This window comes from Bdellovibrio svalbardensis (genome assembly GCF_029531655.1).
Classification (GTDB): Bacteria; Bdellovibrionota; Bdellovibrionia; order Bdellovibrionales; family Bdellovibrionaceae; genus Bdellovibrio; species Bdellovibrio svalbardensis.
The window spans coordinates 1,114,211-1,128,672 of the sequence record NZ_JANRMI010000001.1; the positions used below are offsets into that span (position 1 = coordinate 1,114,211).

General features: G+C 45.2%; 12 protein-coding genes. 2 read left to right on the forward strand and 10 right to left on the reverse strand.

The genetic code is table 11. The annotated features are described in order from the left end of the window. Positions 1–109: 109 nt before the first annotated feature. A complete protein-coding gene (gene asnS / locus NWE73_RS05320) occupies positions 110–1,501 on the reverse strand; it encodes an asparagine--tRNA ligase (protein ID WP_277577242.1) in 1,392 nt (463 codons plus the stop codon). A 216-nt stretch (positions 1,502–1,717) separates the two neighbouring features. Here asnS and NWE73_RS05325 point away from each other — a divergent pair, with 216 nt between their 5' ends. After that, positions 1,718–2,302 (forward strand): hypothetical protein, encoded by a 585-nt coding sequence (locus NWE73_RS05325; protein WP_277577243.1) that lies wholly within the window; start codon positions 1,718–1,720, stop codon positions 2,300–2,302. Positions 2,303–2,315: 13 nt separating this feature from the next. On the opposite strand, the gene NWE73_RS05330 is transcribed toward NWE73_RS05325, so the two are convergent. Continuing rightward, positions 2,316–3,080 carry a substrate-binding periplasmic protein gene (locus tag NWE73_RS05330; protein ID WP_277577244.1) on the reverse strand — a complete coding sequence of 255 codons (765 nt, stop codon included), beginning with the start codon at positions 3,078–3,080 and terminating at the stop codon, positions 2,316–2,318. Between the two features lie 105 nt (positions 3,081–3,185). Here NWE73_RS05330 and NWE73_RS05335 point away from each other — a divergent pair, with 105 nt between their 5' ends. Beyond that, the gene (locus tag NWE73_RS05335) at positions 3,186–5,018 is read left to right on the forward strand and encodes a sensor histidine kinase (protein WP_277577245.1); all 1,833 of its coding nucleotides are present in this window, start codon (positions 3,186–3,188) and stop codon (positions 5,016–5,018) included. Positions 5,019–5,033: 15 nt separating this feature from the next. On the opposite strand, the gene NWE73_RS05340 is transcribed toward NWE73_RS05335, so the two are convergent. From NWE73_RS05340 to NWE73_RS05375, 8 genes are all read right to left on the reverse strand, one after another. Continuing rightward, positions 5,034–5,243, reverse strand: coding sequence for a hypothetical protein (locus tag NWE73_RS05340; RefSeq protein WP_277577246.1), 210 nt, complete (start codon positions 5,241–5,243; stop codon positions 5,034–5,036). Between the two features lie 271 nt (positions 5,244–5,514). Then, complete coding sequence (locus NWE73_RS05345) at positions 5,515–9,891, reverse strand: tail fiber domain-containing protein (RefSeq protein ID WP_277577247.1); 4,377 nt, start codon at positions 9,889–9,891, stop codon at positions 5,515–5,517. 151 nt (positions 9,892–10,042) lie between these two features. Further along, entirely contained in the window at positions 10,043–10,366 is a 324-nt protein-coding gene (locus NWE73_RS05350; protein WP_277577248.1) for a KH domain-containing protein, read from the reverse strand. Between the two features lie 122 nt (positions 10,367–10,488). Next, on the reverse strand, positions 10,489–11,355 hold the full coding sequence (locus NWE73_RS05355; RefSeq protein ID WP_277577249.1) for a hypothetical protein: 867 nt from the start codon (positions 11,353–11,355) through the stop codon (positions 10,489–10,491). Position 11,356: 1 nt separating this feature from the next. Further along, the gene (locus NWE73_RS05360) at positions 11,357–12,262 is read right to left on the reverse strand and encodes a TIGR02147 family protein (RefSeq protein ID WP_328517225.1); all 906 of its coding nucleotides are present in this window, start codon (positions 12,260–12,262) and stop codon (positions 11,357–11,359) included. Between the two features lie 6 nt (positions 12,263–12,268). Further along, the gene (locus NWE73_RS05365) at positions 12,269–12,616 is read right to left on the reverse strand and encodes a KH domain-containing protein (protein WP_277577251.1); all 348 of its coding nucleotides are present in this window, start codon (positions 12,614–12,616) and stop codon (positions 12,269–12,271) included. A 152-nt stretch (positions 12,617–12,768) separates the two neighbouring features. Then, positions 12,769–13,620, reverse strand: a complete 852-nt coding sequence (locus NWE73_RS05370) for a hypothetical protein (RefSeq protein WP_277577252.1) — start codon at positions 13,618–13,620, stop codon at positions 12,769–12,771. Next, positions 13,617–14,363: a TIGR02147 family protein gene (locus NWE73_RS05375; RefSeq protein ID WP_277577253.1), complete on the reverse strand. Its 747-nt coding sequence runs from the start codon at positions 14,361–14,363 to the stop codon at positions 13,617–13,619. Before NWE73_RS05375 ends, NWE73_RS05370 begins: the two co-directional genes overlap by 4 nt. Positions 14,364–14,462: the final 99 nt, after the last annotated feature.

Sequence of the window (14,462 nt, forward strand, 5' to 3'; positions counted from 1 at the left end):
AAGGTCGCTTGAAGGTGAATAACGCTCACCGTTTAGCGAGCAGGGGAGACTTGTGGAGCAAATAGAACGTTCCGTTTAAGAAGCTTAAACGGAACGTCTCATTTAGTATCTAGAACAAAGCATTCTTAGGGGTGCGAGGGAACGGAATCACGTCACGAATATTGGTCATACCGGTGATGTACATCAACATGCGCTCGAAGCCCAAACCGAAGCCAGAGTGCGGGAAGCTGCCATAGCGACGCAGATCCAAATAGAATGAGTAGTCTTCAGGGTGAAGGTTCACTTCCTTCATACGCGCTTCCAGCAACTCAAGATTGTCTTCCCTTTGCGAGCCACCGATGATCTCGCCAATGCCCGGAGCCAGCAAGTCCATCGCTCTGACGGTCTTTTGATCCGGATTGAGTTTCATATAGAAGGCTTTGATCTCTTTTGGATAATCAGTCACGAAGACCGGTTTTTTGAAATGTTCTTCCGCCAAGAATCTTTCATGCTCAGACTGCAAGTCGATACCCCATTCAACTGGGTATTCGAATTTCTTACCGGATCTTTTCAAGATTTCGACAGCTTCAGTGTAAGTCACTTTGCCAAAGTCATTGTTAAGGACGTTGTTCAATTTCTCGAAAAGACCTTTTTCAATAAACTGACTGAAGAACTCCATTTCTTCCGGACATTGCTCCATCACGTAGCGAATGATGTATTTGATCATCGCTTCACCCAATTCCATGTTTGCAGAAAGATCGGCAAATGCGATTTCTGGTTCAATCATCCAGAACTCAGCTGCATGGCGAGACGTGTTTGAGTTTTCAGCGCGGAAGGTTGGGCCAAAAGTATAAATGTTTCTAAAGGCCGCACAGAAAGTTTCACCGTTCAACTGACCGCTGACCGTAAGGTTTGTTTCTTTGCCGAAGAAGTCTTGAGTGGAATCAATTGTTCCATCCGCATTGCGAGGCGGTTTGTCCAACTTCAAAGTTGTAACACGGAACATTTCACCAGCACCTTCAGCGTCAGACCCAGTGATGATCGGAGTGTGAACGTTCACGAAACCTTGCTCTTGAAAAAATTTGTGAATTGCATAGGACAAAACCGAGCGCACACGGAAGACTGCAGAGAAGGTGTTTCCACGCGGTCTGATGTGGGCGATTTCGCGCAAGAACTCGAAAGTATGTCGTTTGTTTTGCAACGGATATTCTGCAGAGGCCTTTTGATAAACTTCAACTTTGGAAGCGATCACTTCGAAAGTTTGGCCTGCACCTTGCGATTTCACCACTTTGCCAGTGACATAAACAGAGCTTGCGATAGAAAGTTTCGCGATCTCTTCGAAGTTTGAAAGATTGCTGTCGAAAACGACCTGCACCCCTTTAAAGAAACTGCCGTCATTGAGTTCAATGAAGCCGAAGCTTTTTTGATCGCGAATTTTTCTGACCCAGCCTGAAAGCTGAACTTCTTTATCGAGATGTTTTTCAGTGTCTCTAAAAAGTGATTTTACAAGAGTCGTTTGCATTTCGTAGCCCTTTCGACAATTCGTCTAACTTAGCGTTATTTCGGAGGAATGTCTAAGACTGGATGGGGAAATTCAGCGTCGCTTCAGGCGAAAGTCTTAGATGTTATGTGTTATTAACATAATAACTATCGTAATATACCTTTTATGTTTGAATGATAGCCCTTTATACCTCTCTTCATCCATTTGCAGACAACTTCCCGACTGAAAGAGATCCGTATGAAAAAACTAATTTTGGCTTTGATCACCGGCTTTTTAGGGCCCCACGTATTTGCCTCGACATTAAGAATTCCTTTGGTCCTTGAGGGTGACAGACTGATTCCCGCAACTGAGATCAACACAAAACTGAAAGCATTGAGAATGCCGCTGTTGCCGTTGTATTACGAGATTTCCGATTCAGATAATGGGTATCAAAAAGTGAAAGCTTTGGATGCTTTCATCGCGAAGTCGCTTTCGGCTTTAGGGGCTGAGTATGAAAACATGGGACGAGTATGGGGGCGAGTTCCTGGCTCCGGGGATGTGGCAGGCTTTGCAACTTGCTACATGGGAAATCCAGAAGGGGTCGTGAATATTGTCAGTAATCTTGCAGACGTTGTGTACTCGGATCAACTTAATGTTTTTGGGTATAGATATAAAAATCAAAAGAAAATTTACAGCGAAGATGAGTCTACTGAGGAATTTCTTTCAGAGAGCTCGCAGCTTTGGCGCGGGTGGACGGGGCAAGGAGAGAACTTGTTAATTCTCTCTTCAGTGGGCGATGGCGGAGATGACGTGAATGAGTCTTTGATTCAAAGATGCAAATAAGGAAGATGGGAATCTAGTTGGGATATTTGCTGAGAATATCCCGATAGGCCTTGGTTTTGGAAAAGGCGAGAAAGAGCTTGTTGAATTTTTCGAAGTCCTCATTGAACTTGGAATTTTTATTAACTAAAAAATAGAAATCCAGGTTGTCGATAAAGATAGGAATCTCTTTGATCTTATCTTCGAGATTCATTTTCTTAAGATAATACCTGACGACAAGACTGTTATCGACAACGACATCGCCGTGACCTCCCACTAGCTTTCGAATTGAGCTTTCAATACTGCTGGAGTATTCAATTTTGCTGGCAGGAAGATGATCTGCTGCCCACCCGGCACCAACATAAATATTAAAAATAAGTGGAGCCTGAGTGAGGGATTTTAGGTCTTGGATGCCCTTAACTTTTGCCAGTTCAGAGGGGGTGTTACGAATGTAAACTCTTACCATACCTCGGAAGACAGGGTGCTTGGACGCATTCATAAACTTCAACCGCTTCTCGCTGGCGATGGAGCACAAGGCATCGTATTTTCCCCGGAAGGCATCTTCCTGAGCGCGACTCCAGGGAAGACCCACATACTGGACCTGATAGTTCATCTGTTTTTCCAGAATCTCTTTGAGGATATCCACCGACATGCCTTGTACCTTGTTGAGCTGTCCGTAAGACCAAGGATAGTAGTCCTCACTCAAGGCGATCTTGATCCTTTTCTGTTGTGCCAGCGCGGAGGAGCTTGTCAAAAAGAACAGAATTGGCAGAACCGATGTAATGAAATGCTTCCAGCTCATGAAAGTCCTTTGAGTTTCATATGGCGTTCATAAAACATGGTTGTCTGATAACAGCTTGTTCGCAAGGAGATTATTTTTAATTCTCAGCGATGTTAGTATTTATTCATGGAACGAAATAGGGAACGAAAGAGCCGTTTCGCTCTGACTGTATCATTTTTCATTTTATCTCTCTTTTTTCTAATCTGTGCCTCGGCCTGGTTCATTCTTTCTGTATTTTCGCGCTCCATCGAGGACAATCTTGAGAAAGTGTATAAAACCCAGGCTCAGTCCGTCGGTGAGCAGATCGGCTCGCAGTTTTTTGAGCGTTACGGCGATGTGCAAGCGATGGCACAAGCCGCAAGTTTGGCGCTGGATGTGCCCAATTCGAAAAAGCGTCTGGTGGAACTCTTGAACAGGTATGCCCGGCTGTATCGTCTTTACGACTTTATTATGGTCGTTGATATGACGGGCCAGATTATTGCCGTGAACAGTGAAGACGTTATGGGGGGAAAGCTTACACCTGCGATGTTTTCAGCGATGGATGTTAAGCATGCCGATTGGTTTGCAAAACCTGTTGCGGGAATTTTTACCGAGGATCGCGGCAGAAATCTTCAAGGGACTTTTTTCTATCTTCAAGAGTCTGATCCTGAAGTTGTCAAAATCTACAACGACAAATCGGTGCGCGCTTTGTTCTCGGCATTGATATACAAAAACAATCGCCCCGTGGGGGTGATCGTCAGTCACTCGCGGTTAGACTGGCTGACTCTGGAAGTGCAGGAGCAATATCGGAAATTTATAAAGCTCGGGATGGGCTCCAGTGCTATTCGGGTGATTGATGGCGCGGGGAAAGTCCTCGCAGGCTATGGGACTCAGGAATCCTTTGCGGATGTTAAAAAGACTGACGAGGGAATCTTGATTGAGGCCCCGATTGAAAGTCCTCGATTTCCGATGAGTCTGGATTGGCGCGTGCAGATCTTTAGTCCTCGTTCCGACGTTCGACAGTTTGTTCAGTATTGGAAGATCTACTATATTCTGTTGGCCTCAATCTTCTTTGTCGTTTCCGCCATGGTGACGGTTTATTTTGGCCGCCGCTTTAAGCTTCTGGCTTTGGAGTATGAACAAGCCATCGCGGCACAAACTCAACTTGAAGATCGCGTTCAAGAGCGGACCCAGGCTTTGGAAGAAAACATTCGCGAAATCAAAATCATGCAGAATCAAATGATTGCGCAAGAGAAAATGGCTGGTTTGGGAATCATGGCTACGGGGCTCGCCCATGAAATTAAAAATCCCCTGAACATCGTACTTAATTCAGCACAGTTCCTGAAAGACTATTATCTGCCGGATGACGCTTCAAAGGTGGATGTCAAAGAGGCCCGAGAGTTCACGGACATGATTGTTAAACATTCGGAACGTATTGATTCGCTGATTAAAACAATTCTTATGTCAGCACATCGGGATTCCAAATTGCCAGAGGTTGTAGATGTGAATGAACTCATCTCGGAAAGTTTACAGATTTTATTAAAGACCTTTCAGATTCAGCATCAAGTGGCAATGCCGGCGGAGTTAAAAACTTCGCGAACACCAGCGAATGTGAAGGTTGATATCGAAGAATTGCGGCGCGTGATTTTGAATCTGATGGACAACTCGATCTATTCGCTATGGCGCAAGTGGGGGAAAGAAAATATCCAGCAAGCTCTCTTGAAAATTCAAATCGAAACTCTGGACAAGCAAGTGAGGATCACCGTCGAGGATAATGGACTGGGTATCCCCGAAGCTGAAAAGAAAAATATATTTACGCCATTTTTTACGACGAAGGAGCCGGGGCAGGGGACAGGATTGGGCCTGGTCATGAGTGCGGATATATTGAAAAAGTATAGTGGTACAATCCGCTTTGAGTCCGAAGAAAACAAGTACTGTCGGTTCTATATCGAGCTCCCAATGCACAAGGAGCCTGTTTAGAGTACTCGGTTGATTCTATTCTTTGTCGTCAGATTGAAGCGTAATGAGAGCCATATGGCGCTGGTTCGGCTGTTCGCTGATCTTTTGAAAGAAGGAATCTAGTGGGTCCACACAGCCTGATTGTATTTCAAAGAAGTGTCCCCCGAAAGCTTCGGTTTCCATCTCTTCATACTGTGAAATTGTCGTAGGCACCTTTTTAGTTTTGCTATTTTTGGCTCTAGACATTGAGATCTCCTTATCTGATGTCTTTAGATTACAGAATGTTAATGTAAAGCGAAAGAGATGAGTGAGAGGATGTCTCGTAAACAACCTATGTCCCTCATGTCGCACTGTTAGCTGTCACCTTGAGTTGGGAAATCACAAAAAATAGCTGTCAATTGGCATAGTTAGCCATGGCCGGGGTGTTAACTCATAGTAGCTTTTATTTACCCATTTTGAGACGCTATTCATATTTGATATTCTCGTCTTTGATCGTGATTTGGACGCATGTCCTCGTCTATTTCAGATCTTTTGAGTTGAGCACTTTCTCGATTTTTTCTAAACGAGCTTTGATCTCCGCATTCTCTTGTTTCAGTTTTTCATTTTCAGCTTGAACCGAAGCAATCGCTCGCGCTTGATGTTCAGAATTTTTAAATAGCTCCTTGATTGCTTCAATAACTGGGGCCACGAGGTTTGAGTAGCTCACTGACAGAAAGCCTTCAGAATTCTTTTTAACAGCCTCTGGGAAAACTTTCTCAACGTCCTGGGCGATCAGACCAATCTGACGATCCGTGCCCAGTTTGGTTTGATCTTTCCAATCGTAATGGATTCCGCGCAACGAAGAAATTTTTTCGAGTGAGTCCTTAGACTGAAGATACTCAACGTTGGTTTTCAAACGAATATCTGAAGTCTGAGTGTATCCACCGGAGGCGTTCACACCACCACCTTGAACATCCAGCTTGTAGCCAGGGGTTGTGGTTCCAATACCCACGCTGCCGCCGAATCGTTGCATCACGATATTGGCTGCTCCGGTGCCTGCATTGGTACCTTGGATCCAACCAAAGGTTCCGGCATCGTTGCCGCCGAAATTAATGCCCAAGTTTCCCTCGTGAAATCGGGCGCCGTCAGAGGTGGAATAGGAGCCCGATTGCGAAAGTCCTCCGACATCAAGTTTGTTGGTCGGATTGGTGATATTGATACCGACGTTACCAGAAGAATCGATGCGCATTCTTTCATTGGCACCTCCGGTATGAAACGCGATTCTAGCGGCAGCTTCACCGGCAGTAATATTTAACGCAGCCGTTGATACGCCTAGTCCATAATTGGGTGTTGCGCCATTATTCCAGAGTGAAACCTTATTAATGAGCTGGGCAAGTGTGGTCGGTGTTCCTGAATAGAAAGTATTGCCCATATCCAAAGATGTTGTGGGAGCTGATGTTCCAATCCCAACTTTGCCGTCAATTAAACGCATCACTTCTGTCAAGCCATTGGCACCTGTAGTTGTTGTCTGGAAACGCAGTGAACCGCCGGTAGTCGTTGTTGTTGTATTTTCTGAAGTGTAGGCGGAAATGCGGGCCGAAGGATTCGGTGCAGAGGCGCCTGTTTCATTTGTGCCATAGAAATTAAGTTGTCCCAATCCCTTGTTGGCGACTGTCTGGGAGGTCGCAGATTCGGTTGCATCAGCTGCGGTATAGAAATCAGTGCCCGGGCCAATGCCAGTCACATCAGTTCTTTTCATCTTGATGGAACTGGCGACATATCCAGATCCCAAGATATCAATTTTATAAGTTGGAGACGAATTGCCAAGACCAACAAATCCATTTGGATCGACACGAAGACGTTCTGTTGGTGTACCAGCATTTGCCGAGTTGGTTGAAATAACAAAGTTACTTCCGTTGGTTGCAGAAAGCTGACCAATGCGAACTTGATCTGGTTTCCCTGAGCTGTCGAATTGAATCCAGCCCCCTTCATTGGCGCCAGATCCCTGGTCACTAATTCGAAGAGCTTCTTGAGTGCCTGCCGTGTTGGTAGGGCTTAAATGCAATGAGGCTTGAGGTGCTGAATTGCCGATACCGACTTTCCCATTTGAATCAATCATCATTCTTATTGTGCCGTTCGCAGTGCTGCCGTTATAGAAACGAATCTTACCAGAGGGTTGGTTATTGATGATATTTAAGTTCTTCGTGCCATCACTGGTTCCGCCGGCGTTGTATATATATGAATCTCCCGGAGCGCCATATCCAGTCAGCGTATTTGCAGAGCCAAGGACTCCCATAATGATTCCATTTTTGTCGTTATAGGCTTGGAAAGAAGCCTGAGCATTCGGATTTGTTGAATCGCTATTTGTGATGCGGATAGCTTCGTTAATTGCTGAATTCGTAACAACATCAATTCTGTTTGCTGGCGTAGTTGTTCCAATTCCTATCTGGCCCCCGTTTGGAGCCAGCAGAATATTTCCTTTGGTTGCATGAGAGGTGGAATCCAAAGTTAAAGTGCCGCTAGCAGCAGTGCTGCCATAAACTATTGGGGAATAAAGACTTGTGTCAGAGGAAATACTTCCAGTTGAATAAATATTTCCACCAGCATTGATGTTACCACTGACTCCAACGCCACCGCTGACGACGAGTGCTCCATTATTGGGAGCCGTTGAAGCCGTGGAGTTCGTAATAGTGACAATACTTGGGGATGTCACAACACCAGTTCCCGACGCTTGCAATGTCACATTTTGGTTTGTCCCACCTGCAGAAATCGTGACGGCACCTGATCCATTCGTAGTTACATTCGAGCCACCCGCCGATGTAGTTAAGCTGACCCACGCGCCACTTTGATAAACCTCTGCCAAGTTTGTCGTCGTGTTGTAGCGAAGCATCCCATTAGAAGGAGAGCCGGGCTGTTGGGCAGTGGTTCCGTTAGGCAAAAGTATCGCGTCTGTTTTTGAGCCTAAATCAAGAGACACAGACGGCGCATTCGTTCCAATCCCGACACTGCCATTCCCTTTAATGGTCAATCTCGTTAACACAGCACCATTATTATTTGGATCAGAAGTTTGAAATTGCAATTCGGAGTCTTTATTAGTGGCAGGTGAGCCCGAGTTGTAAGTACCCGTAGCGTTATTATGAACTGCGATAATTCCACTGTCGACTTGCCCTGATGAGTTAAAAAATCCGATCGAATTGTAGACGCCGTTAGTGGTGTTGTTGTTACGCAATATTAAGTCTTTTGAGTAGTCCGGACTTACGATAGTCGTATCATTGTTGTTAGAGGATAAGCTTAAAAGAGCGTAGGGTGAAGTTGTTCCAATACCAACATTACCACCCATCATAGAAAGACCAGCACTTGATGCTAATCGCTCCATATAAGTGTCTGGAGGATTTGTGCCATCGCCAAACGAAATTCTTCCACCGCCGCTGATCGCCAAACGATCATTTGTGTCTCCACTCATTCTAGAGCGAATAGCATTGTTTGAACTTGCAGTGGACTCTGCCACAATTTGCGCGTCTTTTGTAATACGAATCTTCCTTGTTGAGTCAACGTCAACCACGGACAATAAATCAATTGTCGCTGTCGGAGATTTACTAATTTCAAATTTAGCGCTTGGACCAGAGGTTCCAACACCGACATTGCCACTGGCATTGACAGTCAAACGAGTGGTGTTGTTCGTCTTGATTTCGAGGGAGTTGTTATCATTTGTTCCCAAAGTGGCCGTCGCACCAAAACTGTTTCCATTATTTTTAAAATAAGTGGAGTCATAGGCATTTGCAGGAAGATCCGCTGTCGTGAGTGCTCTAAACGTAGGATTGCCAGCAGCTCCATTGGGAGCAGCCAAAACCGTATTCGCAGCTTGTGAACCAAACGCAGTCCCAGTGATGGCAATGTCAGAGCAATTCCAAAAACCAGTCGGTGAGGAGAACGTGAGTGTTTGATTTGCAGCGCAGTTCGCTGGCATTTTCGCTTGATCCAGTTTGTTGCTTAGCTGAGTCGTAAGATTTGCGATATCAGAGATAGCCAAAGTGGCATTGATCCAGTTCGTGCCATCATATTTCAAGGCCTGACCTGAAGTAAGCGCTGACATTGATAATGCTGTGCCATTGATCTTTGCCACTGTTGGATTGGGATAGGATCCGGAAAGATCACCGCCCGCAGTCGCGCCAGTTTGAAGAGCATTGACGATACGCGAATCATTTCCGGCAGCGACCGTGTTGGCCGCTGTTCCCACATTGACAGTCAATGCCGGTGTCGTCGTTCCGGAGGTGACGGTGAGGTAAGCACTTGTTGAAGTGACATTCGTAACAGTACCACCAGAAGCACCAGCGACAGATTCACAGGTTAAATTGGATCCACTCCAGGCAAGAAAAGTTCCCGCAGAACAAGTGGGCAAGCCCGCTTTTATTAAGAAGTCGGCGGCAACATGATCGCCAAGTTTTTGGGCCGAGACTGCGTAGCCAGAAAAAGGCACGGAACGAATCACTGAATCAGGCGAGATCGTTTTCCAACCAACCCCATCATAAAATTGTACACGCAGTTTTCGTGAATCACTCGCGCCAGAATTGTAGGGAGCGCCACCTTGGCACACAAAGGCCTGGCCATTTTTAAAGGCGTCTAAAACAGTGAATGAACCTGAAGTCGGATAGGTGACAGTTCCTTGCCCGATAGGCACATCGAATACACCTTTCGAGTTCACCATATTGTAACCGTTAATTTGCTCTTGATAGATGACACAGGCGCCGGAAGGATCCGTGATTTGAAAAATAAAAGAGACCGCAGAATACTCAAGAGCTGTTCCATCGTCTTTAACGATGCGACCTTGATAGGTCAGCAACGCAGGCGACGCCAGCACCATAGAGGTTTGCAGCAATATAAGAACGAATAAAGCAAGTACGTGCCGGTAAGTCATGTACGGTACTTGTCGGCTTTTTAACAAAGAATATTTAGAGGCTTAGCTATAATTTAAGAGCTGATAATCAAAGGGCTTTCAGCCGACACGAGCGCAGCTCATATTAAGCCTTTCTTTAAGAGAAGGGCTTATTCGATTTTCTCAATTTTGTTTACTTATTAGGATAATGAGGCACTTCAATAATAGCTCTGAAACCTTTGCGCGATGAAATTGAAGTCATCAGAACTCGAATGCCGGTGATGTTTTTCCCGCGTGTACCAAGAACCTGTCCAATCACTCGCTGTGGACAATTCAAGGTGTAAACTGTGGTTTGATCTCCATCTGCATAGGTCAGCTGAATATCTTCGGGATAGCTCACAAGATCTTTCAGAATCATTTCGATTAAATGTCGAAGTTCTTCTTTTTGGGAATCAGGTGTCGAGTTGGTTTTTCTTAATCGGATGACGTTCGGGATTGCTCTGTTGTCTGCGTTCATATTCAAAGTGTGCTTGAATAAAAGGACGCAGTGAAGAAACGTATGTAGATAACTAGGCTTTGTGGAGTCGATTCTGTGGCTCACATCACGTGGCCACAGATCTCATTAGAGCTCCAAAGAATTTACTGGAGCGGGCAGGTAAGTTGTGAAGAGACTTTCGCCTTCATCAATTCAGGCAAAGCGGAATTCGAGTTGGAAATACATGCATCTGCTACTTCAGTTGGGCATTGAAACTGTGTCTTGGCTCCACCTTCCAATAAGGCATTGAGCGTTTCAACGAAAGATATTGAAGAGTCGGCGTTTTGGAACAATTTAGTGAGCGGTGTGTTCGAACCCGAGTAATAGCATACATTAAAATCGTATCCCCAAGAGGTCAGGCGTCTTAAGAACTCCGCACAACGTGATTGAACCGCAAGGAACAGCATGTCCATGCGATCATTGGGTTTAAAGATTTTTTCAAAGCGATACTGGGTAAGTTGACTGATCACATCTGGCTCACAAGTGCGGATCGCACTGATGTAACCACGTCTTTCATCAGGTGACTTGTCTTCTGTGAGGCTCTGAAAAATGGCATTTGAATTTGCATAGTCTTTATCGTTGATTCCTACGAGTGGAAGAACTTCGTGAAGAACTATTAGCTGCTTTTGCGCAAGAAGGATGCGACCCCAATAAGATCGAGAAATAATGATCTGTGGGCTGGTCGGATGCGGGCGATTGACGGCGCCTTTCTCCACTCCATCCAAAGTGATTTTTTCTTCGCTAGAAATTCTCACGATACTTCGAACTCTTTGTAGCTCGTTTCGGTCGAGCCCTTGCCCATTCGGAAGGGAAAAGTAGGCAGGAAGTAGAGGTGTAAAGCGATCCCATATATTGAAGAACTCTGCCGCATAAGGATCGCCGCCATTGGTCTCTTGACCTTTGAGAATGATCGCAAAGGCGTTGTTGGTGTTTAACAGAACTATCAAGAGGAGTGAGAGGAGTGATTTCATATTAACCTTTAAGAATGGGATAAAGAGCCATGGTTAGGTTGTAAACGCAGTCCGCGGATTCTTCCCGAGCTAGGGCAAAATGGTTTACGCGTCTTCGGGCTTTTTTCAAAATTGCTTTGATCTCTCCGATATCGTTCTTCGATAGAGAGACTGTTAAAGTCGTGTTGTCTCGTTCTTCAAAAGGGACTTCGTTCAAAGCTGCTTCTGCCAGTTGAAGATATTTTTGCTGAATCTGACGTCGTTTTTGTGAAGTCAGGGGCAAATGCACTGTGGTGTTGTGATTACGTTGAAGCATTGCAGAGTTTTTTGAACTGATGCGAAGCTGCTTCAGGATCTTAAGAATTTCGATATCGCTTGCGAGCTTTTCAACACTGATTCCCAAGGCTTTGGCAACCAAAGATGGATTTTCATTGTAAGCTTTGATCGAAGAGGCTTCGAGCAGAATCGGAAAATACCAGTCGTAATTGCTTTCAAAGACCTCCGCAGGCATCTGCACAAATTTAAGACCGTTTTTCTTTTTAGGACGTGGCGCAGTTGTTAGCTGTAGAAGAAGTTGAGCTTCTTCGGTGTTAAGGCTCAGGCGGCTGATCCATCTTTGAGCAGTGTCAGGAGACGGGATGCGCTTTCCCTTAAGAACTTTACTGAGAGAACTCGGATCCATTTCCAACATTTTGGCAAATGCCCGAAGTGAAAACCGGGGGTTCTTGATTCTTCTTTGATTGAACTGTTCTAATATAAATTCCTGCACGTTCATGGGCAGGGATCTTAGCAGTGTGGCTCGTATTATTGAAATAAAAGTTATAAATAATGCGTGGCTCGAGCCACACCACCTATAAACGATTATAGTGGTTTTGGGGTGGAAATTTTTTCTCGAATCCGTGTCTACTCCGACGAGGTCGGAGTGCATGTCGGCCTAGTAATCTGATTGCGAGCTTCCCATATGAGGAGTGTGGGGGGCTTCTAAAACGACACGGATTTGATGGCGAGCCATGATTGCACGTAGAACGACTCGGAGGCTGTTAATTGTAGTTCCTTTTTTTCCTAGCAGATAACGATAGTCATCCAAATGAACGGCAATGTTGAAAACAGTTGTGCGTTCACCCGTCATGCAAGTCACAAGAACATCGTCGGGATTTTTTACGATTCGTTGTAGAAGAGTTTTAAGAAGTGCGCCTGTTTCTTTGCGAACACATTCTTGCGAAGTCGTAGGAGCAAAAGTATCTGAAATTTCTGTTCCGGAAAGAGTCACTTGCAACGACATTAATAACCTCACTCGTGTGTCTTCTCAAAGATGGCTTCTTCGTCAAGTACACTTAAAGTGAGGGATCTTTGCAAGTTTCAGGCAAATAACAGACAAACAATCTGAGGCTAGAGCACAGGACTCAGGCCGTAGGGGTAGAAGATCTGATTTTTTTAATTACACTGAAGGATGTTCAGCACGAGATTCTTTTGCCATGATTTGACAATTTTTCTGGTCTCATCGCAACTGTCATTGAGGCGCGCAGAGCAGGTTTTAACTGATGGAACCTTTGCCTCACTCAACAGCTTGAGGATCTCAATGCTTTGATTGGTCTCGCCAAAATCCACGCGAAGGTGCCAGTTCATCAGGCTGATTGCGCCAATGCAAATATCCATATTGATATTCATGGCGCTGTATTTTTGAACAAGAGCCGAACATCTTTGATTCAAAGCTTGAACCAACAACGCATTTTTTTGATTTTGCGTCGTCATTCTCATGAAGGCTTCTTCGGGAATGGCATTAATAATTGAAGTATCACAACGATCAACGGCTGACTGCAGGGCTGGATACGAAATCAACGTGGCCTCATCAATCAAGCGAATAACCGCCGTCGAGTTTTTGTAGTCGGCATCGAAAACTCCCACGATAGGGAAGAGTTCATGAATTACGAGTTGAGTTTTTTGAGCTTCTGAAAGGGTTTTCCAAGAAGAGCGAGAAACTTTGATTGTCGGTGGACTTGTGAAGGGTTGATTGACGGCAGAGACTTCGCGGCCGTCTAACTGCAGAGATTCTTCAGAGGAAATTTGCACCTTCGTGCGTGCCACCTCAAGGATATGACGATCCAGGGCGACGTTGTTTTCCAGAGGGATTGTCAAAGGCATGCGAGAAAGAGCGCTGTCCAGAACCAAAAAGAACTCTGCGACATAGGCATCACCGCCATTGGTTACCTGTCCATCGTCCATCACTTTTCCGTGACTAAGACTTGAAAGGAAGCAGACACAAACCAGGGCGATTAGAGCTTTCATCGATGAGACTCCTCAATGACAGGGTAAAGTGCGGAACTAAAATTATAAACGGTGTTGACCTGATCTTTACGCTTTTCGGACAGCTTATTGATCTTATTTTGCGCTTCGCGAATGATATCGCGAATGGCAGGAAGGTCATCAGAGTGAACAGCGACGGTCAAAGTGCTGTTGTCTCTTTTTTCAAAGGGAACTTCCTCGACCGCATTCAACGCCAGTTGTAAATATTTCTTCTGCAGGTTTCGGCGTAAATTTGTCGTGTAGGGAATGGGGATCGTCGTGAGATTCGTTGGCAGATAGCCTTGACCCTGAGGATTTTTATAGAGGATTTTATTTTGCGCCAAGAACTCGATGGTCTGCTGAAGCTGTTCAGGTGTCATTCCGAAATACTTCGCCAAGTGAGTGATTCGATTGAGCGAGTTTGGAAGCTTCATGGATTCCAATAAAATCGGATGCACCCAGCTGTATGTGGACTCAAAGAATTCGCAACTGAGTGGATTGAACGCGTTCGCATTTAATGCGGCTCCACGAAGTGCGCCAGCTTCTTCATCAGAAAGTTTTAATTTGCTGACCCATTTTTCGATCGTTTCTTCAGAAGGAATACGGAGGCCGTTAAGAACTTTTGATAACGAGCTTGGGTCTGTCTCAAGCAAGCGTGCAAAGGATCTTAGAGAAAACTTGGCGTTCTTCTCTTGGCGGCGCAGGAGCTGGATTTGCATGAATTGCTGAACTGTCATGCTGGTCATTAATTCACACTTCTTAACTGCTATAAAACAAAAAAGTGAGGCCGCAGGGCGAAATGTGGCTTTTTTGTCGAGCCACACTGTGCGTTGCAGGTCGGAAAT

Bases quoted from the DNA above. Each gene is read 5' to 3' on its own strand.
- NWE73_RS05350 (WP_277577248.1), bottom strand. From the start codon at position 10,366: ATGAACGCAGACAACAGAGCAATCCCGAACGTCATCCGATTAAGAAAA.
- NWE73_RS05325 (WP_277577243.1), top strand. From the start codon at position 1,718: ATGAAAAAACTAATTTTGGCTTTGATCACCGGCTTTTTAGGGCCCCAC.
- NWE73_RS05335 (WP_277577245.1), top strand. From the start codon at position 3,186: ATGGAACGAAATAGGGAACGAAAGAGCCGTTTCGCTCTGACTGTATCA.
- NWE73_RS05370 (WP_277577252.1), bottom strand. From the start codon at position 13,620: ATGAAAGCTCTAATCGCCCTGGTTTGTGTCTGCTTCCTTTCAAGTCTT.
- asnS (WP_277577242.1), bottom strand. From the start codon at position 1,501: ATGCAAACGACTCTTGTAAAATCACTTTTTAGAGACACTGAAAAACAT.
- NWE73_RS05345 (WP_277577247.1), bottom strand. From the start codon at position 9,891: ATGACTTACCGGCACGTACTTGCTTTATTCGTTCTTATATTGCTGCAA.
- NWE73_RS05340 (WP_277577246.1), bottom strand. From the start codon at position 5,243: ATGTCTAGAGCCAAAAATAGCAAAACTAAAAAGGTGCCTACGACAATT.
- NWE73_RS05375 (WP_277577253.1), bottom strand. From the start codon at position 14,363: ATGACCAGCATGACAGTTCAGCAATTCATGCAAATCCAGCTCCTGCGC.
- NWE73_RS05330 (WP_277577244.1), bottom strand. From the start codon at position 3,080: ATGAGCTGGAAGCATTTCATTACATCGGTTCTGCCAATTCTGTTCTTT.
- NWE73_RS05360 (WP_328517225.1), bottom strand. From the start codon at position 12,262: ATGCACTCCGACCTCGTCGGAGTAGACACGGATTCGAGAAAAAATTTC.
- NWE73_RS05365 (WP_277577251.1), bottom strand. From the start codon at position 12,616: ATGTCGTTGCAAGTGACTCTTTCCGGAACAGAAATTTCAGATACTTTT.
- NWE73_RS05355 (WP_277577249.1), bottom strand. From the start codon at position 11,355: ATGAAATCACTCCTCTCACTCCTCTTGATAGTTCTGTTAAACACCAAC.